At 50.6% G+C, this 25,677-nt stretch carries 22 protein-coding genes; 8 read left to right on the top strand and 14 right to left on the bottom strand.

Translation table 11 applies throughout. The features are described from left to right. Positions 1-65: 65 nt before the first annotated feature. A complete protein-coding gene (rpsG, locus tag KTH89_RS07130; RefSeq protein WP_238721203.1) occupies positions 66-536 on the bottom strand; it encodes a 30S ribosomal protein S7 in 471 nt (156 codons plus the stop codon). Positions 537-727: 191 nt separating this feature from the next. Continuing rightward, positions 728-1,150 (bottom strand): 30S ribosomal protein S12, encoded by a 423-nt coding sequence (gene rpsL, locus KTH89_RS07135; RefSeq protein WP_158347865.1) that lies wholly within the window; start codon positions 1,148-1,150, stop codon positions 728-730. Positions 1,151-1,478: 328 nt separating this feature from the next. Between rpsL and KTH89_RS07140 the strand changes: the two genes are divergently transcribed. Next, on the top strand, positions 1,479-1,799 hold the full coding sequence (locus KTH89_RS07140; protein WP_238721204.1) for a type II toxin-antitoxin system Phd/YefM family antitoxin: 321 nt from the start codon (positions 1,479-1,481) through the stop codon (positions 1,797-1,799). Then, positions 1,796-2,125 (top strand): type II toxin-antitoxin system RelE family toxin, encoded by a 330-nt coding sequence (locus tag KTH89_RS07145; RefSeq protein WP_238721205.1) that lies wholly within the window; start codon positions 1,796-1,798, stop codon positions 2,123-2,125. Before KTH89_RS07140 ends, KTH89_RS07145 begins: the two co-directional genes overlap by 4 nt. 30 nt (positions 2,126-2,155) lie before the next feature. Here the strand turns inward: KTH89_RS07145 and KTH89_RS07150 are convergent, their stop codons facing one another. Continuing rightward, positions 2,156-3,970 (bottom strand): DUF6320 domain-containing protein, encoded by a 1,815-nt coding sequence (locus tag KTH89_RS07150; protein WP_238721206.1) that lies wholly within the window; start codon positions 3,968-3,970, stop codon positions 2,156-2,158. Positions 3,971-3,977: 7 nt separating this feature from the next. Next, the gene (locus KTH89_RS07155; RefSeq protein ID WP_158347873.1) at positions 3,978-4,904 is read right to left on the bottom strand and encodes an alpha/beta hydrolase; all 927 of its coding nucleotides are present in this window, start codon (positions 4,902-4,904) and stop codon (positions 3,978-3,980) included. A gap of 229 nt (positions 4,905-5,133) precedes the next feature. Here KTH89_RS07155 and KTH89_RS07160 point away from each other — a divergent pair, with 229 nt between their 5' ends. Next, complete coding sequence (locus KTH89_RS07160) at positions 5,134-7,164, top strand: oxidoreductase (RefSeq protein ID WP_238721207.1); 2,031 nt, start codon at positions 5,134-5,136, stop codon at positions 7,162-7,164. A gap of 101 nt (positions 7,165-7,265) precedes the next feature. Here the strand turns inward: KTH89_RS07160 and KTH89_RS07165 are convergent, their stop codons facing one another. The 8 genes from KTH89_RS07165 to KTH89_RS07200 all read right to left on the bottom strand — a co-directional run bounded on the left by KTH89_RS07165 (position 7,266) and on the right by KTH89_RS07200 (position 16,889). Then, positions 7,266-8,081 (bottom strand): alpha/beta hydrolase, encoded by an 816-nt coding sequence (locus KTH89_RS07165; protein WP_238721208.1) that lies wholly within the window; start codon positions 8,079-8,081, stop codon positions 7,266-7,268. A gap of 183 nt (positions 8,082-8,264) precedes the next feature. Further along, the gene (locus KTH89_RS07170) at positions 8,265-9,149 is read right to left on the bottom strand and encodes a glycyl-radical enzyme activating protein (RefSeq protein WP_238721209.1); all 885 of its coding nucleotides are present in this window, start codon (positions 9,147-9,149) and stop codon (positions 8,265-8,267) included. Positions 9,150-9,192: 43 nt separating this feature from the next. Beyond that, the gene (locus tag KTH89_RS07175; protein ID WP_238721210.1) at positions 9,193-11,445 is read right to left on the bottom strand and encodes a pyruvate formate lyase family protein; all 2,253 of its coding nucleotides are present in this window, start codon (positions 11,443-11,445) and stop codon (positions 9,193-9,195) included. 15 nt (positions 11,446-11,460) lie between these two features. Next, on the bottom strand, positions 11,461-12,489 hold the full coding sequence (locus tag KTH89_RS07180) for a zinc-dependent alcohol dehydrogenase (protein ID WP_158347883.1): 1,029 nt from the start codon (positions 12,487-12,489) through the stop codon (positions 11,461-11,463). A gap of 34 nt (positions 12,490-12,523) precedes the next feature. Beyond that, entirely contained in the window at positions 12,524-13,378 is an 855-nt protein-coding gene (locus KTH89_RS07185) for a carbohydrate ABC transporter permease (protein ID WP_158347885.1), read from the bottom strand. Next, complete coding sequence (locus tag KTH89_RS07190) at positions 13,363-14,298, bottom strand: carbohydrate ABC transporter permease (protein ID WP_158347888.1); 936 nt, start codon at positions 14,296-14,298, stop codon at positions 13,363-13,365. Before KTH89_RS07190 ends, KTH89_RS07185 begins: the two co-directional genes overlap by 16 nt. Positions 14,299-14,404: 106 nt before the next feature. Beyond that, complete coding sequence (locus KTH89_RS07195) at positions 14,405-15,811, bottom strand: extracellular solute-binding protein (RefSeq protein WP_238721211.1); 1,407 nt, start codon at positions 15,809-15,811, stop codon at positions 14,405-14,407. A 235-nt stretch (positions 15,812-16,046) separates the two neighbouring features. Continuing rightward, on the bottom strand, positions 16,047-16,889 hold the full coding sequence (locus tag KTH89_RS07200) for an AraC family transcriptional regulator (protein ID WP_238721212.1): 843 nt from the start codon (positions 16,887-16,889) through the stop codon (positions 16,047-16,049). A gap of 88 nt (positions 16,890-16,977) precedes the next feature. Here KTH89_RS07200 and KTH89_RS07205 point away from each other — a divergent pair, with 88 nt between their 5' ends. From KTH89_RS07205 to KTH89_RS07215, 3 genes are all read left to right on the top strand, one after another. Beyond that, positions 16,978-18,156, top strand: a complete 1,179-nt coding sequence (locus KTH89_RS07205) for a Gfo/Idh/MocA family protein (RefSeq protein WP_158347894.1) — start codon at positions 16,978-16,980, stop codon at positions 18,154-18,156. A 259-nt stretch (positions 18,157-18,415) separates the two neighbouring features. Further along, entirely contained in the window at positions 18,416-20,200 is a 1,785-nt protein-coding gene (locus KTH89_RS07210) for a cache domain-containing sensor histidine kinase (protein WP_238721213.1), read from the top strand. A gap of 15 nt (positions 20,201-20,215) precedes the next feature. Continuing rightward, complete coding sequence (locus KTH89_RS07215; RefSeq protein WP_238721214.1) at positions 20,216-21,793, top strand: response regulator; 1,578 nt, start codon at positions 20,216-20,218, stop codon at positions 21,791-21,793. Positions 21,794-21,945: 152 nt separating this feature from the next. On the opposite strand, the gene KTH89_RS07220 is transcribed toward KTH89_RS07215, so the two are convergent. Continuing rightward, complete coding sequence (locus tag KTH89_RS07220; protein ID WP_238721215.1) at positions 21,946-22,581, bottom strand: DUF4352 domain-containing protein; 636 nt, start codon at positions 22,579-22,581, stop codon at positions 21,946-21,948. Positions 22,582-22,745: 164 nt separating this feature from the next. Between KTH89_RS07220 and KTH89_RS07225 the strand changes: the two genes are divergently transcribed. Next, positions 22,746-23,078, top strand: a complete 333-nt coding sequence (locus KTH89_RS07225; RefSeq protein ID WP_158347903.1) for a helix-turn-helix domain-containing protein — start codon at positions 22,746-22,748, stop codon at positions 23,076-23,078. 361 nt (positions 23,079-23,439) lie between these two features. Here the strand turns inward: KTH89_RS07225 and KTH89_RS07230 are convergent, their stop codons facing one another. Next, positions 23,440-24,867: a serine/threonine protein kinase gene (locus tag KTH89_RS07230; protein WP_238721216.1), complete on the bottom strand. Its 1,428-nt coding sequence runs from the start codon at positions 24,865-24,867 to the stop codon at positions 23,440-23,442. Positions 24,868-24,947: 80 nt separating this feature from the next. Between KTH89_RS07230 and KTH89_RS07235 the strand changes: the two genes are divergently transcribed. Then, the gene (locus tag KTH89_RS07235; RefSeq protein WP_238721217.1) at positions 24,948-25,370 is read left to right on the top strand and encodes a hypothetical protein; all 423 of its coding nucleotides are present in this window, start codon (positions 24,948-24,950) and stop codon (positions 25,368-25,370) included. The last annotated feature ends 307 nt before the right edge of the window (positions 25,371-25,677 follow it).

A 25,677-nucleotide genomic window follows, 5' to 3' on the forward strand; every position in this document is an offset into this window, starting at 1 on the left:
GCAGATCCGCAGACGCAAGAGCAAAAAGCGGACTTTTTACTCTGAATATACAATCCGGCAACAGATTAGAAGCGATAGTGAGCAAATGCTTTGTTCGCCTCTGCCATCTTGTGCATATCTTCTTTTTTCTTCACGGATGCGCCTGTGTTGTTGGCTGCGTCCATGAGCTCATTTGCCAGTCTGTCTTCCATTGTCTTCTCGCCTCTGTTGCGGGAGTACAATACTAACCAGCGAAGAGCCAGGGCCTGACGTCTGTCGGGACGAACTTCGATCGGTACCTGATAGGTAGCGCCGCCGATACGTCTCGCTTTTACTTCCAGTACAGGCATGATATTATTCATTGCCTCTTCGAATACTTCGATCGCCGGTTTTCCGGTTTTCTCAGCTACTTTGTCAAATGCTCCGTATACAATCTTCTGAGCAACACCTTTTTTACCATCCAGCATAACGTTGTTGATTAATTTGGTGACTACTTTGTTATTGTACAACGGATCTGCTAATACATCTCTTTTCTGAGTATGTCCTTTACGTGGCACGTTACTTCCCTCCTTAACATTTGCCGCCTTTTCCGGCAGCTTCTTTTCGGTTAATTCATCGGTACTCACATGTGTCGTTCTATGGACTTAATGTGTTCGTGCGGTAATTCATTGTGTTATCTGATGCATATTGAAAACAGGGATGAAACACCTACACTAACCATAGTTCTGTTTGTGATACTCAACAAGAATTATTTCTTGGCGTCTTTCGGTCTCTTAGCGCCGTACTTGGAACGGGCCTGCCGTCTGTTGGCAACACCGGCGGTATCCAGGGTACCTCTGACGATATGGTATCTGGTACCAGGTAAGTCCTTAACCCTTCCACCACGAATCAGAACAACGCTATGCTCCTGAAGGTTGTGGCCTTCACCGGGGATATAGCTGGTTACTTCGATTCCGTTGGAAAGACGAACTCTGGCGATCTTACGAAGAGCGGAGTTCGGCTTCTTAGGGGTAGCGGTCTTCACTGCGGTGCAAACACCTCTCTTCTGGGGAGAAGACATATCCGTAGATCTTTTACGCAGAGAGTTATATCCTTTCTGCAGAGCCGGAGCTGTGGATTTCTTTACAGATGTTTGACGTCCCTTTCTTACTAACTGGTTAAATGTGGGCATTTCTTTCACCTCCTGATAGTGGATTTCCTAAACTTTTTTGTGTATGCAAAATATAATGCATCTGCATGCACGCTAAATAATTATAATGGGTGGGGGATTATCTGTCAAGCTGTTTTTTGTTTTTCTGTTGTAAAAATTTTCCGGCTAAATTTTTCCGTAAATTCACTTTTGACAGGTCGTTGGACAGCTTCGTGGTGTCCCGAAAGAAAGAGCCATTATTAATAAAACATGCAGAATTACATATACTATTTTTAGCAGTATTTATATCAGTATATTTATTGATTTTTATGCTGTTGTTGCGTATACTGTAAGTAAAGAGGTGATGACTATGAATATTCGAAGTGCAATTGAAAACACAATTTCTATTTCCCAGTTCAACCGTGGGCTGGCCGGGAAAATCTTTGATGAAGTAAAACGCTATGGGGCTAAGGTTGTTATGAAAAACAACTCTCCCGAATGTGTCCTTCTTTCACCGGAAGAATATATCCGCCTTTTGGATGAAGTAAATGATGCAAGGCTCTTAGCCAGTGCTACACAGCGTATGTCCACATTCAATCCCTCCACCGTTATCTCCCAGGAACAGGTGGATCAGGAATTTGGATTCAGCCCTTCCGACTATGAAGAAACGGATGACATTGAATTTGAATGAGCTGGAATGTCAAATACCTTCCTGAAGCCCTTGAAGACCTCCGCAGACTGGACGGCAGCCAGAAAATCCTGATTCGGAAAGCGATTCAGAAAATCTGCAAAAATCCTTTGCCAGAAAACGAAGGCGGCTATGGAAAACTCCTGGGAAACAAAAACAGTACTAATCTTTCCGGCTTCCTAAAAATCAAACTCCGTGGAGCCGGTTTGCGTATCGTGTACCAGCTTATCCGTCATAACGATAACATGCTGATTGTCGTAATCGGCGCACGGGAAGATGATGAAGTCTATGAAGTCGCACAAAAGCGTATTGCAAAACATGATTTGTAAGCCCCATTTGTAAGCCCCCGCTCCTCCCTCTTAAATATGAAACTTCTTCCCCAGCTCCGAAAAGAAATCCCTTCCATTAAAGATAACGAGTCCCGCCAAGCTTAACAGACAGATCCCAGAGCAGATCACAGAGGGGTATCTCACGGTGGCCGCCCCTGCTAACAGCAGGATCACCGGCACCAGTCCGTAGATCGCGTTAATGACGTAGTACACCATATAATCCTTAGGTTTGAGACGCTGCACAAAGGTAATCGTGATCATGGACGCCAGAATCAGGACGCACATGCCCGGCAGCACATAATCCACGGACCATCCGTTCCAGCCGGTGCACAGATCCCAGATCACACAGCCGATGGTAATGATAAAAAGCTGCCAGAGTGAATTTTTCAGCAGGTTCCGGCGCTTGAAAAAGGCCACCGCCAGCGCCAGCCACATGCTGAACGCACCGGCCACGGCGAAGAGGGACCAGTATAGGTGGGGAGTCACGATCATATTGATCATGACCGTGATGACCGCGGCGGCGATGCTGCCAAAGGTAAACCACTGGAAGAAACGCTTCCCCACCAGCCTTTCCTTTTGACGGGGAGGGAAATCGGGTTCCGGAAATTCACTTGCGATTCCGTGTTCCTTCAGGATGCGGAAGAAATTCCTCTCTATGTTCCGGCTCTCGAAGCGGGAGGTGAAGGTTAACGCCAGCTGATCCTGGAAAGAGCACATGCATAATTCCATGGTCGGAGTGCTGGTGAAAACTCCGAAACGCTTGATGTACGGGATATATTGGCCGGGCATGGATACCACACTCATGTTGGAAAAAACCGCCGTCACATCCTTTCCGGAGAAGCGGGCGCCCAGTTTCATGCCGAAATTTTTAATTTCCAGAGGCAGGATCCGCAGGATCGGATTGCGTTCCAGCCCCATCAGCTCGTTCATGCGGACAGCCACCTGATCTTTGGTCAGTTCGTTGGAGAAATATTGTTTTACCTCCTGTACCACATCCCCGAAGGAGGAATGGCCTGGCCCAAAACGGTAATAGGGTTCGATCCAGCCAAAAAAGTTCAGCATGGAGTCCGAGGGGAAGAACTTTCTCAGGTTCAAAGGCACCATCAGCGCCACCGGCTTGTGCTCCTGGAACCGGTTCATCTCCTCATGGATTGCACACAAAAAGACAGCCGTAAGGTAGACGGTAATAGAGACGTTGTATTCCCTGGCTTTAGACAGAACGTCTTTGACCGACAGGGTGGCTTCTGTGATCTGAAGTTCACCGTCCCTGGTTCCCGGGCCATGCAGCTGGAACGCCTTCACCTTCCTGGTCTTCTTTTTGCTGTTCGGACTGTAATATTTCGAGAAGCTGTCGTCTTCCAGATCCTGTACGGTTATGGACGAATCGGTTAACGGTTCATCGGTAAGGCCGTCTGAAGCGTGGGCCTCTATCAGGTAGTTTTTGACCAGCTCCCGGATGAACTGGGTGGCGCCGGTTCCGTCCGTCAGCGCGTGGAATACTTCAAAATTGATCCGCTTCTTATAATAAGTAACGTCAAACAACAGGCTTTTCTTGTCATGGATGTACAAGTCGCTGCAGGGCGGCTTGCTTTCCTGTTTTACTACCGGCCGGATGGAGCTCTCTTCCAGGTAATACCAGAAGAATCCTTTGCGCAGCACGGAGAGAAAAACAGGATATTTTTCTATGGTAGTGTCCAAAGCCTTTTGAAGGGCTTCGGGTATTACGTCCTGGTGAAGCTCACAGTAGAAGCGGAACACCCGGGTATCCCGTTTGCCGCTGGTCGCCGGAAAGATCTTGGCCGCATTATCTAATTTCCGCCAATAAGCTCTCTTTGTGTGAAACACTGTTTCTTTATTCCTCCTTTAAAAAACGATTGATCACCTGAAAACTTTCCTGTACATGATAGTACTTGATTCCAAGTGCGAAGAAACCGTGGAGCGCGTCCTTTACCTGGTATACACTTACCTGGTTTCCCGCCTCCTTAAGCCTTCTTCCGTATTCTTCCCCCTCGTCTCTTAACGGATCGTATTCCGCTGTCAGTATCAGTGTCCGCGGCTGCCGACTCAGATCTTTTTCGCACAGGGGAGCGAAATAGGGATTCTGACGGTCTGCGGGACTGCCCTGATATAATTCCAGATATTGTTCCATTTTCTTCGCCGTCAGAAGATAGCTCTGACCGTTTTCCTTCACAGATGCATATGGGCTGTGATCCGTGTAATCATTGTTCAAAGCAGGATAAATGAGGATCTGACGGGCCGGCGCAAATTCCTCCCGGTCTCTGGCCATCAGGCTCACCGCGGCACACAGGTTGCCGCCTGCACTGTCGCCAGCCAAGGTGATCCGTCCGGGGTCCAGCTCCATGATCCTCCGGGAGTACAGGGCCTTAGCGGCCGCGTAACAGTCCTGAAGGCCTGTAGGGAAGCGGTGCTCAGGGGCCAGCCGGTACTCTACCGAAACCACCACATGATCCGTATCCTGGGCCATACGGGCGCACACGCGGTCATAATTTTCCACGCTCTCCGTCACCCAGCCGCCGCCGTGGAAAAACAACAGCACCGGTTTCCCTTTTCCCCCGTTTTCCAGACTCTTCTCATCCGGCATATAGAAACGGACCGGTATCTCGTGTCCCTCATTATAAATCTTCCCATTATATTTCTTATAAAACAATTTCATCGGATCCAGTGATTTCAGATTCGCAAATTGCCGGGATGACTCCACTTCAATATCCCCGTAGGACAGTGCTTTCAGTACAACCTTCATCGCTTTATTTATCGCCATCCAACAGCCTCATCTTCCTCCGGGCATACCCCGCGCTTATTTATCCATCATAGCACAAGCTTCGTTTATATACAAGAAACGGGCCAAAGTGATGGTCAAAATGAGCATTGCCATATCATCTGCCCGGCGATATAATCAGTATATATAGGAGATACGATTCAGGAGGGTGAAAATGGCAGGCCTGCATACAAAGAACCGACTAAAATAACTGCAGGCGGAAAGGGGTTTTATGACTAATTTTCACCATCTGTTTTCACCGTTAACTGTTAATGGGCTGGAACTCAAAAACCGAATACTCATGCCGGCGTTCCACATGAAGTACGCGGATCACGGTTATGCCACCGACCGGTTGAAAGAGTTCTACTATGAAAGGGCAAAGGGCGGCGCTGCCATGATCCTGGTCGGTGGAATGCGGATTGACGATCTGGGCGGCGACATAGGCCTGGACAGCCTGAGTGATGATAGTTTCATCGAGGGCTACCAGGAACTGGTCAAGGGCATCCACCAAAGGGGCGCGAAAGTTGGGGCACAGCTTTATCACGCGGGACGGTATATGCGAAGCAGCTCTATGCCGGATCATCTTCCCGGGCTGTCCGCATCGTCAACCTTCAGCGGTTTCAGCCGTGAGACCAGCCGCGAAATGAGTGTGGAGGATATCCGCCTCACGCAGCAAAAATGGGCCGAAGCAGCGGTCCGTGCAAAAAAAGCCGGCTTCGACGCGGTCGAGATCATCGCGTGTACCGGTTATCTGATCTGTCAGTTCTTATCTGAGATTACAAATAAGAGGACGGATGAATATGGAGGAAGTCTGGAAAACCGCTGCCGTTTCGGGCAGGAAGTGGTACAGGCCGTGCGCAGGGCCGTAGGTCCTGATTACCCTGTCTTTATGCGGATTACCGGAAATGATTTCATGCCGGGCGGCGCAGGCTTTGCGGAGACAGTGGCTTTTGCAAAGGCTGTGGAAGAGGCCGGTGTGGATCTTCTGAATGTGACCGGAGGCTGGCATGAGACACAGATCCCGCAGATTACCGGGGACGTGCCGCCAGGGACTTATACATATCTGGCGCATCAGATTAAGCAGGCGGTAAAGATTCCGGTATCCGCCTCCAACCGGATCAACGATCCTTATGTGGCGGAGGAAGTTCTGGCTCTTGGCAAGAGCGACATGGTCAGCATGGCCAGGGCTTTGCTGGCGGATCCCCAGTGGCCTAACAAGGTTCGGGAGGGCAGGCTTTGTGAGATCCGAAAGTGTATGGGATGTAATCAGGGATGTCTGGCGAACTCCTTCTTCGATAAGCCCGGCGAATGTCTGGTAAATGGAAAAGCCGGACGGGAATACCTCTTCCGGGATAAGCCTGCTCCGGAAAAAGTCAAAAAGATCCTGGTCGTCGGCGGAGGGCCGGGAGGCGCAGAAGCTGCGGTCAATCTGGCGCAGCGGGGACATCAGGTCACCCTCTGGGAGAAGAGTGACAGGATCGGTGGACAGCTTCCGCTTGTGGCGGCTCCGTCCGGCAAGAGAGATTTTATGGAATTGATCGGATATTACGAGAGCATGCTGGCCAAATCCGGTGTGGAAGTAGTCTGTAATAAGGAAGCCGATGCCGCAGAAGCGGCGGCCGGCGGTTTTGATGTAGTAATCACCGCTACAGGGGTGATTCCAAAGACGATGCCGCTGCCAAATGATGACGGTTCGGTTCCCGCGTATACGGCACATCAGATCCTGGCAAAGGAAGTCATCCCCGGAAAGAACGTCGTCATTATCGGCGGAGGCACCGTCGGCTGTGAAACTGCCCATGTACTGGCGGAGGCCGGAACACTTACCCCGGAGCAGTATCATTTTCTGTGTATTCATCACGCGGAAAACCGGGAATTCCTGGATGATCTGATGAACCATAGCCTGCGGAATATCTCTATCGTGGAGATTCTTCCCAAGATCGGCAAAGGCTTCGATCCGGGTACCGCATGGCCGTTATTACAGGGTCTGGACCGCATGGGCGTAAAAAAATACCCGAATACCAAGGTCCTGTCTGTGAAAGACAAAGTGGTGACTGTGGAGCGCACGGCAAAGGACGGCGCCGTAAGCGTGATTGAGATTCCCTGTGATATTATCATCCTGGCTGTGGGCGCTGTGCCCAATGACAAGCTGTACCGTGAGCTGGAAGGCAAAGTCCCTGAGCTCTATAATCTGGGAGACAGTTCCGGTATCGGGAAGGTGCTGACGGCGGTGCGGGATGCGGTGGATCTGGCTTATTCTATTTGAATCAATTGATTTAAGGCGGTTTTTATAAACTACGGTTTGGTGCCTGTCCCCGGAAGTCGGCTTGTGTAAGCCGGCATCCGGGGACAGGCACCTTTCTCAAATTATATCAGCCACCAATCCAGCAGCCCTTCCCACCACTCATTTCTGCGCGCGATTATATCCATGTGATTAGACGGCGTTCCTGTCACGTAGTGGAACACCAGTCTGTCCGCCGCTTCCGGGTATAAGCCGGCCAGCTCGGACCGGAATCGCTCGGCGTTCTCCGGCGGGATGTGATTATCCTCAGCCCCCAGGATCAGACACAGAGGCGGGCAATTCGCATAGCGCTCCAGATGGGTAATCGGGTTAAACTGCTCATAGAAAAAGGAGGCATAGCGGTCCGGTGTCCCCGGATCCAGAATGCGGTCGGGCCGGAACAGATCATACATACCGGGCCTCAGCCAGTCAGGCGTGGCGATAATCGGGGCTCCTCGTTTGATTCTGGAGTCAATTCCCGCCGCGCAGATCGTGATGTCCCCTCCCATGGATATGCCGCCCATGCGGATCTGGGGAACCACCTCCAGGTTCCCGACCGCCCAGTCTATAACCCGCTCCACGTCCAGAATCGTCTGGCCCAGCACCGGCCAGCCGTAGCGCCTCATGTTCGTAAACACGCGGGCTTTCACATCATCCTGCGCCGTTCCCCGCTCTCCATGCTGATAGAGGTCGAAGGCCAGTGCAATGAATCCCCTGTCCGCGATATCCGAAAGATAGGAGACTAATTCTTCCTTCTTACCGCCCAGTCCGCTTAAGAAAATGGCCAGTCTGCGCTCAGGCTGCGGCTCTGCCGGTTCCGCGTAGATGACCGGTATGCCGTCCACCCACTCCTTGGTTACCTCCACTCCATTGATCTGCTGCCGCTGTTTTTCATTATTCATATTCTTTCCTTTCCCGCATATGCCGGGATATCCGGGCAATCTGCTGCTTCCCCATTATCTTTTTCCTGCCTGCACCTTTTCAGGTCGCAAGTTCATTGATATTAATAGGATAGCATGGCAAAACAGCATACGCAATACATTAGCCAAAACATACATTAGCCACATACATTAACCATACATTAACTAAAGCACTGCCACCGGCGCATATTCATCCAGCGCGTCTTTCAGCGCGTTCATTTGGACGGCATCCATAGGCTGAAATTCCGGCGCACTCCTGCCCAGCATCCGGTACTTTCCCTCCCCAAAGGAGTGATACGCGAGCAGGTCAATCCTTTGAATTTTCCCGGGTTTTTTCAGAATCTCCCGGAATCCTTCTCTCTCCGCCTCAGAATCATTGATCCCCTTGATACAAGGTATGCGGATCCATACATCCGCCGTCTCTTTTAACCGGTTCAGGTTCTCCACGATCAGACGGTTATCCGCGCCTGTCGCTCTCCGATGTACTTCCCCGCCGGCACATTTCAGGTCATAGAGAAATAAGGACGTGTAGGGCAGGATTCTTCGGAAGCTCTCCCACGGAACCGCCCCAGCCGTATCCACGGTGGTATGAATCCCGTGTTTGACACATTCCCTGAGCAGTTCTTCCAGAAAATCGATCTGCAGCATCGCCTCTCCACCGGAAAAAGTCACTCCTCCCCCGGAATTACAGTACAAGGAACCGTCTTTTCGGATCTCTTCCATTACCTTTGAAACGCTCATCGCTTCCCCCGATATTTCCAGTACCCCGGGATAGCAAACGGAAGCACATTTTCCGCATCCGGTACACAGATCCGGTATAAAACCCCCATCATCTCCCAACCTTCTGGCCCCGGTAGGACAGGCCGCAGCGCAGGAACCACAGGCGATGCAGCCCTGTCCTTTGATCAACAGCTGGGGGGATGCCTCCTGCGATTCCGGGTTATGGCACCAAAGGCATTTCAGATTACAGCCCTTGAAAAACACCGTAGTGCGGATCCCCGGGCCGTCGTGAACGCTAAAGTGCTGGATATCAAATATCATTCCGTCCATATAATAGGTACCTCCTACGACGCGTCGCACCGCGCTCCGCAGACTAATGCGACCGGTTTCTGGCGATCATCTCGTCCTGGAGCTCCCGGTCTAACGCGGTAAAATACGCGCTGAATCCCCACACCCGCACCACCAGGTTCGCATACTGTTCCGGGTTCTTCTGCGCTTCCAAGAGTACCTCGGCATCCGTCAGGTTAAAATCAAAGACGCTTCCTCCCGCGTCCAGGAAGCTGCGGATCACCGCCTCATAAATCCTGGGTTCCATCTGATTGGGGGAATAAGGAAGATCGAGATAGAGAACCGCCGAAGCCGGATGATTTTCCAGATTCAAAGCCCCAAGCCCTTCCAGGATACGGCTTAAGTTGGTATGGCCGGTAGCTTCGCCGGGGCCGATCCCCCTGGAGAGAATCTCCCCTCTCCTTCTCCCGTCAGGGGTAGCCTCCGTCCCGCGAAGAGAGACATAGCCGGTATTCGTGAACAGGGAATTTTCGAACCAGCCGCCGCGGGTATTCGGCATACCGGAGAAGACCAGCGTCAGGTCGTCCGCCAGCCGGGAGGCCAGCCGGTTGATTTCACCGCTGTCTCTGCCCCATTTATCCACCCGGTTTGCCAGGTAGGCTCTGGTTCTCTCACTTCCTTCAAAATTCCGGTTCAGACATCCGCGCAGTTCATGAAGAGTCAGAAATTTCTGCTCATAGACCACCTTTTGAACGGCAAACAGGGAATCCACCAACGTTCCGAACCCGACCGGCGAAAAGCTGGAGGTATTATATTTTGCTCCGCCCTGTGTCATATCCAGGCCCTTTTCGATGCACCCGGTAATGGTGGCCGAATACAGCGGACAGGGATTATATCCATACCATTCCCGTTCCCATTCATTGAAGTATCCGGTTACCCTGTGAACGATCTGTCTCGCTTTCCCCAGAAAGCAGGCATAGAACTCTTCAAAGTCCCGGCAGGAGTCGGCCTGAACCGGTTCCAGCCCTTCATGTTCCCAGAAGCCTTCCTCTCCCACCCCCAATGTCAGCAGCAGAAGCTTCGGAAGGCTCATGTAGATATAAGCCCTGCAGTTCACTTCCGTTTCACTTAAAACCGGTTCCTGGCAGCCTCCGGCCACATAAAGCCTGCTGTCCTGCAGCTCTTTCCCCTGGCGGACTTGAGCGGGGATCAGTACCTCGTCGTTAAATATCGATAATACATTCTTCCCCCGCCCCGCGATCCGGGCCAGACGCTCAAAAAATTCTGCGGGATGGTTCCGGCTGATCCGGGCCTGAAGCTTAGGGTTTACCAGTTCCTGTTCTTCGAAGATCTCCAGAATCATGCGGGATACCTCATTATAGACCGGTCTTCCTTCCTGATCGCAGCCGCCGATGGTCATGGCTGTGTTCGCCCCGCCTTCCGGAGGGTCCGTACGCAGATCCCATTTGGCATCCGTCAGGTTCAGGGCAAAGGAGAGCAGATCCTTCGCCTCCTGTCTGGTGAGCCGGCCTTCTCTCACATCCTTTTCATAATAGGGATACAGCAGACGGTCAAAATGCCCGATCACCGCAATACCGATCCCCTCCAGGCCCATCACGATCTCACGCATGAACCAGATCGTATTCAGCGCCTCATAGAAAGTCTCGGGAGCTTCAGCCGGTACTCTCGCCGCCGTGCGGGCGATACGGAGCAGATTCCCGCGCACTTCCCCGTCCTTCTCCCTCCCGGCCATTTCAGCCGCCTCACGGGCAAAGTTCTCCGCAATTCTCTTTAAGGCCGCACAGCCGCAGATCACGCTGTCCAAGAAAGAAACCTGTCCTGCATCCTGGGTGTTTTTCCTCTTCTTCTCCGCCTGGTCGCTCAGCCCGTTTAAACCCAGACGCAGAACCTTTTCATAGCCGATGCAGTGATGTGCAAAATCGGTAAAGAAAAAAGAGATAAACAGATTCCGTTCTTTATAGTAGTCCCGGAAGTCGAAAAACCGTTTCTCTATCGCGGAGTGATTGCGCATCATGGTTCCGCCGATTCCGGGTTCCGGCGGGAAACCGGCTGTCAGGCCATTTCGGGCCCGGCCCGTGCACACTTCATAATAAAATGGAAAATATCGGAACACATGCACCGGACACTTGACAGCCGCCCGATAAATACGGCTCTTCTCCTCACATGGCTTTGTCTTTGCCGCCTTTTTCCCAATGTCCGTATCAACCGGCATATGTTCCGCTTCCGGCGCCGGCAACGGATATGCGGCGTAGTACTCTTCAAATTCCTGGTAAAATTCATCCCTGTATTTCTCAAAAGATAACACACGCTCTGTCATACTGCTCCCCCTCATCTAGTCGAAGGTCAGGACTACTTTCAGCCCTTCCCTGTTTTTTACCAGCTCAAATCCCCGTTCATAATCTTCCACCGGCAGCCGGTGCGTCACATAGTCGGACAGATGCAGTTTCCCCTCCAGCACCAGGTCCGCCGTTTCCTTCTGGATCGTCACCAGATGCCCGTAATCGGGCCATTGTACCGACCGGATCTCCCAGCAGTAATCCGCATCCTCCCAGGCGACCGGCTGGGTACTGCGCAGTCCGATCCCGTAGATGCCTATTACTCCGCCCGGCTTCACGCTTCTTAGGCCGTGGCTTAAAACCGTTCCGTTCCCGACCGCGTCTATGAATAGATCCGCCTTCCCCATCTCTTCCCGGATGCGAAGCGACAGATCTTCCTCTCTGGTATCCACCGCCACATCCGCTCCCAGTTCCAGGGCTTTTTGCATCCGGGCCTTGTGGTGGCCGCCCAGCAGGATCTTCCCGGCCCCCAAAATCCTGCACAGGTTGGCCATGGCGATACCCACCGGCCCGCAGCCCGCTATCACTACATTTTGTCCCGCCCTCATATCCAGCCGTTTCAGCGCGCTGTAGATCTCCTCAAGAGTAATCAGCATACAGGCATCCGTACCGTCGATTCCATCCGGGACCACGGTTTTGGATCTGGCTCCCACATCCTGGATCGTAAGTCCGTCCTCTTCCATGGCATCGCAGTCCGTTACCAGGGCGTATTCCGAGAACCCTCCCCACAGAGAATAGTACTGTCCGCGGTCCGGCAGCTCGCTGCGCAGGACAAGGTCCCCCTCCCGGTAATTTCTCACCTTTTTCCCTGTCCGTATTACCCGTCCCACGGCCTCGTGCCCCAGCACGGCCGGGTAAGTTCCGAATCCCTTCAGATGCCCGTCCGCCAGTTTCAGATCCGTGCCGTTGCAGATACCGCACCCCACGGTCTTCACCAGCCCGTCGTATTCCCCCATCTTTGGCATGGGGATATCTTCCCGCAGAAAGATTCCTCCTCTGCCGTCCGTCACTAAACCTTTCATCATCCACTCTCCTTTTTCGAATCCCGGAACACCGGGGTTAACCCTTCACGGCCCCGGCGGTCAGCCCTTTTTCCATTTTTTCCTGCAGCAGGATATACATGATGATCGGAGGCAGGATACTGACCCCGATCGCGGCCATTACAGCGCCGTAGTCCGATGTGTACGCGCCAAAGAAAGACAGCAGGCCGATAGAGATCGTCTTTAAATTATCGTTTCCAAGGAACACCAGCGGAAACAGCAGGTTATTCCAGGAAGAGACAAAGTTAAAGATCGACGCGCTGGCGACAGCCGGCATGGACAACGGAAGTATAATGCGGAAAAATACGGCCGCATGCCCGGCGCCGTCCATCACCGCCGCTTCCTCCAGTTCGTCCGGCAGCCCTTTCATAAACCCCGTGACGATGAACACCGTCATGGAAAGGCAGAAGGCCGAATACAGCAGAATCAGCACCGGATAGTTGTCGACGATGCCGAATTTTCCAAGGGTAAACGCAAGCGGAATAATCACCGTCTGGATCGGAATCATCATTCCGGCCAGGAATAACAGATAGATCAGCCCCTTGCCTTTGAACTTAAATTTCGCCAGTATGTATCCCGCCAGAGATCCCACGAAAGCGGTAACTACCAGCGTCGCTACCGTCAGCACGATGCTGTTGCGGAAATAGATCCCTATTTTTCCGATCTTCCACGCCCGCGCATAGTTTTCAAACTGAGGATCGGCCGGCAGCGAAAAGGGATTGGTAAATATCTCCGTATTGTTCTTAAGAGATGAAACCAGTGTAAAATAAACCGGATAAAGGCAGATAACGGCAAACAGGATCAAGATCCCGTAGAGCAGCACCCGGCAGATGATTTTTTTCATTCGCGCTCTGGAATTTAACTGTTTTTCCATTGACTTTTCCCCCTCCTTTTCATCCGTTTTACACCGTCCTCTTTATCCTGATTCATCAGTTTCAGGGAGATGACGGTGAGAATCAGACTCATAAAGAACATGATGGTGGATATGGCGCTTCCGATACCATAATGATCGTATTTAAACGCCTGATAATATAATAATGTGGCAGGCACGTGGGTCAGTCCGTTGGGGCCGCCCTCCGTCATGACGAATACCATATCGAACACCTTCAGAACGCCGGTAATGATCATCACCACTGAGATTTTGACCGATTCCCAGATCATGGGAATTATGATGTAGAATACTTTCTTTCCCTGCCCCGCTCCGTCAATGGTGGCCGCCTCCATCACGTCCTCCGGTATCGCGTTCACCGCCGCCAGTCCGATGACGATATAATACGCCACGCTGGCCCAGGTGGTAACCAGGATAATGCACATCATCGCGGTACTGCTGTTGATCAGCCAGCCGGTACAGAGCTGTTCCAATCCAAGCTTCGTGAGCAGTTGATTCAGCACACCGCTTTCGTTCGGCTTCAGGATGAACTGCCACAAAAGCCCCGTCGCCGTCACCGGCAGAATCATCGGGATAAAGTAGACCGCCTTAAAGAATCTCTGGCCCCGCTTAACATTATAGAGCAGGATCGCAAAGAGGAACCCGATCGGAAGCTGTGTAAGCAGCCCCACCACCACAAAGAGCAGGATATTTTTTACCGCCTGATGGAACTGGGAATTCTGAAATACGGAGATAAAATTATCCAGGCCTACGTATTTCAGCGGCACCCCCTGTATTCCCGGCCAGTCAAAAAAGGAAAAATAGAAGGACTGGGCCACAGGTATTACCTCCAGCACTACATAGATCAGGAGCGCGGGGAGAAGAAACAGAAAAATAACCTTTTTATTACGCCGGTAACGTTCCAATCATTTACACCTCATTTCTCTCTTTATATGAAAAAGCCGCCCGGCGCGGAGGCGCTCCTTTATGGGCGGCTTATCACAATATTCGTACAGCTGTTACCTATTCTGCTTATTGGTTATTATCAATTTCCGACTGAATCGCCGCTGCCGTATCTTCCGGTGATGTGCCCAGCATCATTCCCACCAGCGCGTTTCTGGTGACATCCTGCATGGAATTCAACATATCATATTCGAAAGTGTCGCCCCCCAGCTTCTTCAGGTCTTTATTCAGTTCTATCGCTTTTGTAAGCATCGGGGTCAGCTCAAAGCCTTCCGTATTCACATCCGTCCGGCCCGGTGTCTGTCCGCAGTCTTTCAGCCGCACTTCCTCCGAGAACGCGTTGTGGGTGAATTTGGCCCATTCCATGGTGATCTCTTTTTCATAGCCTTCCAGCTTCCCGCTGTATACATGCGCGTCCACATATACGGCCGAATGATCCTTATATGCTTCCTGGCCGCTGAAGTAAGGGATCGGGAAGAAATCCAGGGAATCCGCGATCTCAGACCCTTCCGCGTTGGGGATGAACCAGAGCGGGATGCAGATCATGGCATATTTTCCGCTGAGGAAATTCGCGCTCTCCGTACTCCAGTCAATGCCCTCGAAGTTCTCTTCAAACGCGCCTTTGTCCTTAAAGCCCTTCAGTGTCTTCAGGCATTCCACAACCTCCGGGTCCGTCCATTTGGCCGTCCTGGCTCCGATATTTTTAAAGGTGTCAACCCCGGCTTCACGGTAAGCGATGCAGTTAAAGAAATGTCCCAGCCGCCAGGTATCCTTGGCTCCCATGCCCATAGGGGTAATTCCCGCGGCTTTCAGCTTATCGATCGCCGCGTACATGTCGTCCATGGTCTCCGGTACCGACTCGATACCCGCCTGCTGGAACAGATCCTTATTATAAAAGATCACTTCCGGCTGCATCGCGAAGGGAATCGCATAGATGCCGTCCACGCCGTATCCCGACAGGTCAAAGGTGGATAACGTGGGATCCGGCAGGCCCGAACAGAACTCCTCATCTTCCAGCATGAAAGACAGGTCCATCAGCAGGCCGTTCTTCGCATACTCCACCAGCGAAGCGCTTCCGTACTGCATCCACATATTCGGAAGATTTCCGGTGGCGATCGCGGTCTTCAGCTTGTTATTATAAGCAGCTTCATCCGCCACCGAGTCGTCCTGGAAGGTTACATTCGGATGAAGCTTCACAAACTCATCCATCATTTTCTTAAGCCACGGCGCCTGTGGATCACTGCCGGCATATCTGGTCAGAACCGTGATGGTCACCTCAGGGTCGTCCGTCGTAGCAGCCCCGTCCGCCGTACCTTCCGGTTTTGCCGTTTCCGCGGCGGCACTACCATCCGCCGTCTGCGCGGGAGCGCTTCCTTCTTCGCCTTCCTGGTTTTTGCTTCCGCACCCGGCGGCTAATCCCGCCAGCATACACACTGTCATTGTTAAAGCAAGAAAACGCATTTTATTCTTTTTCAACTTTTCTCCTCCTGATTCTAAAAATTATCCACAAAAAACAAGGTACATGTTCATAAGTTCACAGCCAATCCGGATTGTCTGTCTGTGTTTTTATTTAAACATAGAGCGGCTTTTTCAACAATGTAAGAATTTTGGCTATTTTTGAATATTTTTAGGAAAACTTTTTATGATAGAAGAAAATTAGGAAAATTTTTTTAATTACGAAATATTTTATACCGTGCATTTTTATTCATCATTATGGAGCTTCATCCAGCTTCCGGCCGTCGAGGTAAACGTCTTTATATAATTTGGGTGTTATCCCTTTTATCTTCTTAAATACCTTCAAAAAATAAAAGTAATCCTCGAAACCGCACTTAGAGGCCACCAGGGCAATATCGTCCCCCATAATAAGCAAATGGGCGGCATACTGTATTTTACGTTCCAGTACACACCGGTGAATCGTACATCCGTAACGTCTCTTAAATATACTGTTCAGCCTCCGGTAGGACATCTGAAATTCCTGTTCGAATGCTGCCGACTCCAGTTTGAACGGAAGATTTTCCAATATCCACTGAAGCAGATGTTCTGCAAGCACATGATCCTTCTTCTTTCCATACCGGTTTTTTCGATCGTCCATGCTCAGTATATGCAGGATAGACAGCAAATGAAGTCCCAATATCTCGTCCGTAAGATAAGACAGTCGATAGTCCCGGTACAGAACCATGATCAGACCGGTCAGATCCACCTCTGCAGGCAGTTTTCCCCACAGAGGCAGCCGGATCATACCTTTTGCAGACTTCTGTTCTTTCTCTACCTGCAGGCTTCTGATCTGAAAGTGAAAATAGTATACATCATGCTGCTCAATCTCTATTCCAAAATGTGGGATACCCGGTGGCAGCAGGAAATATTCACCAGCCGCTGCGTTGATGCTGTCTTTTCCTACCCTTATGGTACGTTTTCCCTCCACAACCACGCCCAGCGTCCACACATTCATCGTTCGGTCCGGATGCCGGTTTACCCTGGCTATCCTGCCAAACTCTTTCACCGACAGAGGTGGGGTCAGCTCAAAATATTTGCAGTTTATTTCCTTTTTTTCCATATATGAATTTTCCTCCATTGTTTCCGACTCGGGTTATTGTTAAATTATGCTTGCAAGAACTTAGATACCTATTGAAAGGAGCATATGTATGAAAAAATTAAATGTAGCAATCGTTGGACTGAGTTTTGGGTTAGAGTTTGTCCCTATTTACCTGGAACATCCGGATGTGGAATCACTGACAATCGTGGAGACAAATCCCCGGCTGCTGAAGGCGGCACAGGATCTGTACGGACTCCCTGAAGAAAGGTGCTGCTCGGATATCGAACAGGTATTGGATGATCCAGGGATCGACGCAGTGCATCTGGTTACGCCCCCGTCCACACATGCCCCCCTGTCGGTCAGGGTGCTAAACGCCGGAAAACACTGCGGCTGTACCATCCCTATGGGAATGAATCTGGATGAACTCTATCAGGTTCTGGAAGCCCGGGCAAAGTCCGGAAAAAACTATATGTTTCTGGAAACAACGGTATTCCAGAGGGAATTCTTTTATGTAAAAGAGCTCATGGATAAAGGGGAATTCGGCAGGATTCAGTATCTCTCCTGTGCCCACTATCAGGATATGGAGGGCTGGCCTTCGTATTGGAACGGATATCCACCTCTGATGCATCCCACTCACGCGATCGGCCCTTGCTTAATGCTGCTGGGTGCTTACCCGGAGAAGGTATATGCCAGGGGGTCCGGCCGCATTCGTCCTGAGCTTGCCGCCGCGTACCAATCCCCTTTTGCATTTGAATCCGCTCTGGTGTCTTTAAAAGGCTGTGATGTATCTATCGAACTGGAGCGTTTTCTGTACGGCGTCGCCAGAAGCTATTCTGAGTGCTTTCGCGTCTATGGAGAGAACAAAAGTTTTGAATGGCAGCAGCTTGCTGATGAGGACCCGGTAGTATTTACCCGGACAGGACGGCTCGAGCAAAATGAAATGTATCAAATTGACGGTGATGTCCGGCACTCCAGCCGGGGAAGTGAAATCATCCAGGAGCGTGTACGCATACCGGATTACGCGCAGCTTCTGCCGCCTTCCATCGCCAGATTCACAAAGGAAACCGTGTACAACTCGAAAAACAGCCATCTTTCCTTTACCCAAGGGGGCGGACACGGCGGTTCTCACCCTCATATGGTCCACGAGTTCATCCGCTCCATCATAGAAAACCGGCGTCCGGTCCCCGACGATATCCTGGGCGCCTTCTGGACCGGTACCGGCATCTGCGCCCACCAGTCTGCCCTGGAAAATGGACGTGAAGTCGAGATCCCCAGATTCGATATCTGACCGGAATACATCATGTTTTGCATGTCGTTTTTTCTATCGTAAAACCTGCCTTTGCATTGCACAATGGAAACAAGCCAGCTATTTTCCACGTATTTTGGGAAATACTATATTGGTATCTGAATATTCGGAAAAATTTTGGTTTTAGGAATCATTTTGGGAACTTCAAAACCGGGCTGTGAATGATTGCCTCCGGCCAATTTCCCGTACTATAATAAAGGGGATACAAACATTGACTGTCGTTAAGGCCAGGAGAGAATATATGAAACATTGGTTTCTGAATGTAAAACAAGCTTATAAAAACCTGCCGATCGCCAGAAAAATGTCCTTCACAACCATTTTGGTCATGAGCCTTTTTCTGTGCATGATCACTGCCATATCCGCCACGATTTCCTCCGAGATACTCATACGCAACAACTCCAAGGCAGCCAGCCGGAACCTGGAACTGATCCGGCTGCGCACAGAAGATCTGTTGGACAATGCGGAACAATTTTCCGGTATAGTCGTCTCGAATTACTATATCCAAAGGTCCCTTACGGTAGCCGATCAGAGCACGCGGTACCAATACGATCAGCTGGTGGGCAGTATTCTGGATCCCATTACCTCCACCCGCTCTTCCGTGAGCTCCATCGTTGTCTACGGCCAGGACGGCCGGGCCGTATCCTCCAGCAATGTGAGAACCTCCGATCCGTCCGTACAGGAGGAATATAAAAAATATGCGCCCACGATGGCCGGGGAGTGGAACCATCTGTTCTGGGACGACATTCATGATCTGTCTTATGAGACCGGTTCTGAAGAGACTAACCGGGGCGTATCTCTCAGACGGAATATCATCTCCATCAACGACGGGAGTATCGCCGGCTTTGTGGTTTTAAATGTGAATGATCATATTTTTACAGACCTGTACATGGATCTGACTACGGAAGACGGGATTCATATGATGATCGTTGATTCTTCCGGAAATATCATCTCCTCCTCCGACACGAAGGCAAATCCGGTCAGACTCGCCGATACTCCCTATTTCCAGTGGATGCAGGAAACCCGGAACGGAAGCCGGCGTTTCACTGTGGACAATGAAAAATATCTGATTAACACCTGTTATCTGGAGCGCTTTAACTGGTATCTGATCAGCCTGTGTCCATTGGATGTCCTGTTAAAGGACAGCAGGCAGGCCATAAGGCTTTCGCTTCTCTTCGGCGTCATCCTGCTGTTCAGCGCTTTTGCCTTTGCCTCGTATTTGTCCAAGACCATCACCGTTCCCCTCCGCCGGCTGTCCCAAACCATGGACGAGGTGTCGGACGGGAACCTGAATACGTATCTGGAGCCTTACGGAATGGACGAGGTAGGCCATCTCACCATGAATTTTAACCGTATGGTAAAGCGCATGAAAAAGCTGATGGATCAGACCTTCTTCGAGCAGAAGAAAAAGCGCAAATATGAACTTCAGGCCCTTCAGACGCAGATTAATCCCCATTTTCTCTATAATACGCTGGAGAGCATCTGCGCATTGATCGTACTGGGACGCAATACGGACGCCCATGACATGGTGGCCAACCTGGCCAGTTTTTACCGTATGGTCCTGGGAAAAGGCGAGACGATTCTGACGCTGCGCAGCGAACTGGAAATCACGGAGCAGTATATCGCGATCCAGAAGGTCCGGTATGCCGAAGATCTGACCTTCTCCATGCAGATTGACCAACAGGTTCTGGACTGTCCGATCATGAAGCTGACTCTGCAGCCTCTGGTGGAAAACGCCATCTACCACGGTATCAAGCCGAAAGGAAGCCCGGGAACGATTCGCATCCGGGCTGTCCAAAACGGCGCGAATATCTTCGTCACCGTAGAGGACGACGGCGTCGGCATGGACAGTTCCCAGGTGGAAATGCTAAACCGTCCGCTGAAGGAGGGAGAGATCCGAAAAGGCTTCGGCGTCCGCAGCGTAGGCGACCGGATCAAGCTCTACTTTGGACCTGAATACGGAATCCGCATCTTCAGCAAGCCGGGGTCCGGCACACAAATCGAGATCCACATTCCAAGAGAAGCTTAGAAAGGAGTATCCTTCATGTTCAAGGTATGCATCATTGACGATGAACTGCTGGTCAGAGAGTTGATTAAAAAGAGCGTTGATTTTAACTCTCTCGGATTCGAAATCATAGGAGAAGCCAAAGACGGCAGGCAGGCTCTGGCCATGATCGATGAGCTTCACCCGGATCTTTTGCTGCTGGATATAAACATCCCCATGATCAACGGTATTACCCTGGCCAAAAAAGTGAATTCCCAATACCCTGAGATTCAGATCATCATCCTGACGGGCTACAGTGAATTTGACTACGCGAAGGGAGCCATCGAAGCCGGTGTTCTGGACTATCTGCTGAAACCGCTGAACAAAACGGAGTTTACAAAAGCCCTTCTGAAAGCAAAGGAGCTTCTGTCCCGCCAGGCATCCATGCAGCAGACGATCCACAGTTACCAGATGCACCAGCATCAGCTGGACAAGGAAGCCCTGCTGCTGAAATTAATCGAGGGTTCCGAGGATTACGATTCCCTGAACCCGGAGCTTCTGATCCGTTCGGGTATCGAGCCGGATCACGGTCCTTTCGGACTGGCGGCTATTCTGATCGACCGTCTGGATGAGCTTTTTTCCACTCAGATGGAGAAGAACCTGTGGAAATACGCGGTAGCCAATATTACCCAGGAAATCCTGGAATCCTCCTTTCCCTGTGTGGTATGGCAGGATATCCATAATCACATTATTCTGCTCGCTTCTTTAGACACAACGGAGCAGGAGATACTTTTTCGCTCCTGCTGCCACCAGATCTGCAGTTTGGTTCATGATACCCTGAAGTTCACGGTTACCCTGGGAATCCCGGCTTTGTTTACCGGCCTCCGTTCCCTGTCGGCTGCCTATCAGGATGCCCTGTGGGCGTTAGACCACCGTTTTATAATGGGCAACGCCCGCTGTATATTCCGGGATGATCTAAAGCCCTCTGCCGGCCTGCTGTCCTCAGAGCGTGTGGAAGCGGGAGGACTGCTTCTGGACCTGCGCTCCGGCAGCTATGAGAAAGCCTACAACCAGGCAGAAACCCTGCTGTCCAAGAGCCTGAGCCGTGAGCAGATGATCTTTCTGGCAGTGCGGATCCTGTCTGATATTATTACCTGTCTGGAAGAAAACCGGATCAGCTCCGGTCATTTCGAGCTGGACGAGATGTTAAAAAAACTGCTCGCCATCGAATTGGGCATTGAATTGAAACAGTATGTACTGGACCGGCTGCTGGAGGCCTCCGAGCTGCTCTCAGATTCCTCCGGCCTGAAGCAGAACAGGACGGTAAATGAAGCGATCCGCTATATTGACGAAAATTATGGCGACCGCTCCCTGACCCTGACCGGGATAGCGAAAAAATTGTATCTGAACGCCTCTTATCTGAGTTATCTGTTCAAGCAGGAAACCGGCCTCTCCTTAAGCGAATATCTGACAAAAGTCCGTCTGCGGGAGGCAAAACGGATCCTGGACGAACACGCTGGATGCCCCTTGTCACTGCTGGCGGCATCCGTGGGTTACAATGACGAATACTATTTCAGTAAATGCTTTAAAAAAGCCTATGGAATCTCGCCGAAAAAATATGCGGAACAAAAAAAGTAAAGACAGCTGCACCTGGCTGTCTTTACCTTCCTTAACCACAATTCGGATCTTATGTCAACAAATAATTGTTACCTTCATAGTCTCTCCCATAAATATACTTATGGAAGATTCCACCTCTCATCTTGAAAAGTTTATTTCTGATATTTAGAACTTTATTTCTGATAAATAAAAGTAAGCTTTTTTCCCGACCAGATATCAGGCTCAAAATTCACTTCAAATTCACTCCAGTCTTTTGGAACTTCATAAGCAATCACACCATTCATCTTCTTCCCAGGCGCCACCGTACCATCCAGCTGTTTCTTACTATCATCCGCCATAAGTCCGGTAAGACTCTGATTAACCGCATAGCTGTCGACGTAAGCGTCAAAGCTTATCATGGAACTTACCGTCAGTTCCTTGTCCGACTGGTTATCGATCGTGAACTCGCACAGCAGAAATACATTTCCCTCCGTAGGTTCATTATACTCTTTCCCTTCGTTTTCCGTTACGCCTTCCATGGTTACGGTTACACCTTTCATTTCGGCAGGTTCTCCCGGACCGTAGCTGTCTTTTTCTTCCTGTTTTTCCGTCTGTTTCTTCTGCTGTTCGTCCTCCTGTTTCCCATCCACGTCTTTTGCTTCCGTATTATCCTGCCCCGACGCCGCATCCGTGGCCGTGCTTTGGACATCTTTATCATTTTCCTTATCTTTATCACTGCCGCCTGCAGAACCAATAATAACGAACAAAACCACCACGATGATTACCCAGAACCACCACTTTTTCCATAACGCTTTCTTTTGTTTTTCCATTTTCATAGCCCCTTTACAAACAATTTTTCTATCTATCCTATATAGTAACATTAGATGCATAAAAACTCAACTAATAGTTACTATTAATTATACTGTTAGTTTGTTACCAATTTCCTATTCCAAAGGTAGAATTTGTTTAGACCATCAATTAAGGAGAATCATGTATGGATTATCAGGCTTTAGGAAAACGCATCCGGGAAGAACGCCTAAAACTTCATCTAACTCAGGAAAAACTGGCGGAAGACATCGGTGTGTCCAATACCTACATCGGATTAATCGAACGCGGGGAACGAAGTTTATCCCTGGACACTTTGGTCCGGCTTGCGAACCGGCTTGGAATCACGATTGATTATCTTCTTCAGGATTCCGTAGATCCAAAAAACGATGTTTATGAAAATATTTGGCGGCAGCTTTTTAACAACGCTTCTCCAGATCAGCAGGAAATGATAATCAATGTTGTCAAACTGCTGTTGAACTATACTTCTCAACCACATTGAGAACCAGCCGGAAAATAAAATGTTTCGTCTGACAACCCCTAATTTGGAACCTACAAGATTTACAAGTTAGATCCTCGTTAAAAAAGTTTCGCTTGCGAAACTCTCCGCCTGCGGCGGGCCGTGTAAGCGGCATCTTCCTTCCTGCCGCAGCGCGATACCCCGGAGTGCTTCTTTATTCCTTAGGCGCACTTTCCTCTGGAATAAAAAAGGGAATTCCTGTATCTGACTATACAGGAATTCCCTTTTTAATTGGTATGCTCACAGCATACAGGTATTATTTTATAGGAATCATCCGCTTCTGCACGCCGCTTCAAAAGCCGCCCAAAATCCGGTAAAAACAAACTCCGCCGCAGGCATTAGATTATTTCCCCTGCAAGCCTGTATACAATTGTCCGATCATGGTTGCCAGGACAATGATCAGGCTGCCCAATCCGATTCTGATCCATCTGGCAGGCCAGGCTTCCAGCTCCCGGATTCCTGGTACTTTCCGGTCGATATGCCCCAGATTGGTGAACAGCACGAACGGCAGAATCACTTCCATGAAAAACAGCAGAACACATAACAGAAACGGATAATGCAGTTCCGCAAACGACGCGGCCATAGAGTATCCCCATACCAAAGTAAACAGATATCCCAGGACGGCCACCGCCATTTTCCAGGTCAGCCCGGTACGAAAGCCCGGGATAGACTTGAAAAACCGTACCGCTTTAGGGGTATCCGGCTTTATCGCATAGGACTCCATTCGCTTCTTACGCTCCAATCTACGATTCGCCATCATAGCCCGAAACGCTTCCTTCCGCGATATCTTCAAATGGTTTTCCCGACCGTCTTCCTTCCTTTCCACTTCCGCACCAGATACGGCTTCCTGTGACATCTGTCCCGCTGCCGCGGCCACAGATGGCATATGCTCTGTTGAATCCGGCAAATCCGGTAGATGGGCTGCTCCAGACTTGGCTGGTGCAGGCTTGACTGTTCCAGACTTGGCCGGTGCAGTCCTGGACGCTACAGTCCTGGACGCTGCAGTCCTGGACGCTGCAGGTTTGGCTGCTCCAACCTTAGCCGTTACAGCTCTGCCCGCCATGAGAATGGCTGCGATCTGCCCTACATCAGAGAATCTGCCGGCCGGATCCAGTGCCGTGGCTTTCTCTATGATTTGGGAAAATGGCTGTGTCTGATACTTGCATTCACCAGGCAGCTTTCCCGTCAGCATATAATTTAATACTACTCCCAGCGCATAGATATCCGTCCGGCTGTCCGTCTGAGTAAATCCGAACTGCTCCGGCGCCGCGAAACCCACCGTCCCCAATATCGTGGTATCCTGTACACGGTCCGGTTTCCGTATCCTGGCGATATCAAAATCGATCAATTTCACATAACCATCCAGCGTAACGATGATATTATTCGGCGTAATATCCCGGTGGACAATATTATGCCCATGCAGCAGCTGCAGGACATTACACAGCTGTATCATATAATTCGCCGCCTGCTTCTCCGTTCTGCAGCCATACGACTTCACATACTCATCCAGCGTAATCCCTGCCGCATATTCCTCGATCACCGTATACTGTCTCTCCCCGGGAACCACCTCCACAACCGGCACCAGCCCGGGATGCCTCAGCGTCATCAGATATTGATAAATCCTCCCCTGCTCTGCAGGCACTCTTTTTCTGATAAAGATCCGGCCATTCACCGCATTCTCCACCAAACTGGTTTCCTTCCCGTCCCTTGCGCTGAACACCTTTAAAACCGTATATTTGGAATCCATATAATTTTCCTTCAGATTCGACATGCTCCCACCCGCACCTTGCTTTTTTCTAACATCTATTCTAACATAAAGGTAATAAGAAATCGAACAGGAGATCATCAAGTATGAAGAAAAGTACGCAGGAACTGTTGGACATCTTAAAATCCACCGAGAACATCAACGACTATATCCGGCTACAGCAGCAGGAACTTCTGGATCTGTCACTGCCGGCCATCTTACAAAAACTGCTCGACACACAGCAGCTTACCAAGGCTGACGTGATCCGCGCCTCCGGCCTGGATCGAATCTACGCCTACCAGATCTTTTCCGGAGCGAAAACCCCATCCATAAATAAGCTATTAGCGTTATCCTTTGCCATGCGCCTGAACCTGGAGCAGACACAGCAGCTATTAAAATCCGCCGGTTATCCCATCCTATACGCCCGAAAGCAATGGGACAGTGTACTCATCTTCTCCATCCAAAAGCAATTACCCCTCCCCGAAGTCAACGATCTGCTATATGAGCTCAAACTCCCCCTACTTGAATAAAAACCTCTAATCCAATCCGTCCCTAACGAAAGCAGGGAGGAGAGCGAAACGGCGCTGCCGTGCGGGGACGGGCGTGCTAACTTAGCGTTCTTCCTGGGGGCTTCGCATGTCCGCTGTTTAGAGCCTGGAACCACGGGCGGTATACGGGGACGCTCCGGGCAGCCGGGTTCTTTTGCATCTCCCTGAGAGCGCATAGGGCGGCTGCGTATCCGCTTAGGGGAATCGGAAAGCCGGGTTCAGGATGACCGGCGGACTTCACGTCCGACGGGCAAGAGCCTCTGAACCGGGAACACATCACGTGTTCCTG

This window comes from Diplocloster agilis, from assembly GCF_019042275.1.
GTDB lineage: Bacteria > Bacillota > Clostridia > Lachnospirales > Lachnospiraceae > Diplocloster > Diplocloster agilis.

Bases quoted from the DNA above. Each gene is read 5' to 3' on its own strand.
- rpsL (WP_158347865.1), bottom strand. From the start codon at position 1,150: ATGCCCACATTTAACCAGTTAGTAAGAAAGGGACGTCAAACATCTGTA.
- KTH89_RS07140 (WP_238721204.1), top strand. From the start codon at position 1,479: ATGAATATTCGAAGTGCAATTGAAAACACAATTTCTATTTCCCAGTTC.
- KTH89_RS07145 (WP_238721205.1), top strand. From the start codon at position 1,796: ATGAGCTGGAATGTCAAATACCTTCCTGAAGCCCTTGAAGACCTCCGC.
- KTH89_RS07155 (WP_158347873.1), bottom strand. From the start codon at position 4,904: ATGGCGATAAATAAAGCGATGAAGGTTGTACTGAAAGCACTGTCCTAC.
- KTH89_RS07160 (WP_238721207.1), top strand. From the start codon at position 5,134: ATGACTAATTTTCACCATCTGTTTTCACCGTTAACTGTTAATGGGCTG.
- KTH89_RS07165 (WP_238721208.1), bottom strand. From the start codon at position 8,081: ATGAATAATGAAAAACAGCGGCAGCAGATCAATGGAGTGGAGGTAACC.
- KTH89_RS07170 (WP_238721209.1), bottom strand. From the start codon at position 9,149: ATGGACGGAATGATATTTGATATCCAGCACTTTAGCGTTCACGACGGC.
- KTH89_RS07175 (WP_238721210.1), bottom strand. From the start codon at position 11,445: ATGACAGAGCGTGTGTTATCTTTTGAGAAATACAGGGATGAATTTTAC.
- KTH89_RS07180 (WP_158347883.1), bottom strand. From the start codon at position 12,489: ATGATGAAAGGTTTAGTGACGGACGGCAGAGGAGGAATCTTTCTGCGG.
- KTH89_RS07185 (WP_158347885.1), bottom strand. From the start codon at position 13,378: ATGGAAAAACAGTTAAATTCCAGAGCGCGAATGAAAAAAATCATCTGC.
- KTH89_RS07200 (WP_238721212.1), bottom strand. From the start codon at position 16,889: ATGGAAAAAAAGGAAATAAACTGCAAATATTTTGAGCTGACCCCACCT.
- KTH89_RS07205 (WP_158347894.1), top strand. From the start codon at position 16,978: ATGAAAAAATTAAATGTAGCAATCGTTGGACTGAGTTTTGGGTTAGAG.
- KTH89_RS07210 (WP_238721213.1), top strand. From the start codon at position 18,416: ATGAAACATTGGTTTCTGAATGTAAAACAAGCTTATAAAAACCTGCCG.
- KTH89_RS07215 (WP_238721214.1), top strand. From the start codon at position 20,216: ATGTTCAAGGTATGCATCATTGACGATGAACTGCTGGTCAGAGAGTTG.
- KTH89_RS07220 (WP_238721215.1), bottom strand. From the start codon at position 22,581: ATGGAAAAACAAAAGAAAGCGTTATGGAAAAAGTGGTGGTTCTGGGTA.
- KTH89_RS07225 (WP_158347903.1), top strand. From the start codon at position 22,746: ATGGATTATCAGGCTTTAGGAAAACGCATCCGGGAAGAACGCCTAAAA.
- KTH89_RS07230 (WP_238721216.1), bottom strand. From the start codon at position 24,867: ATGTCGAATCTGAAGGAAAATTATATGGATTCCAAATATACGGTTTTA.
- KTH89_RS07235 (WP_238721217.1), top strand. From the start codon at position 24,948: ATGAAGAAAAGTACGCAGGAACTGTTGGACATCTTAAAATCCACCGAG.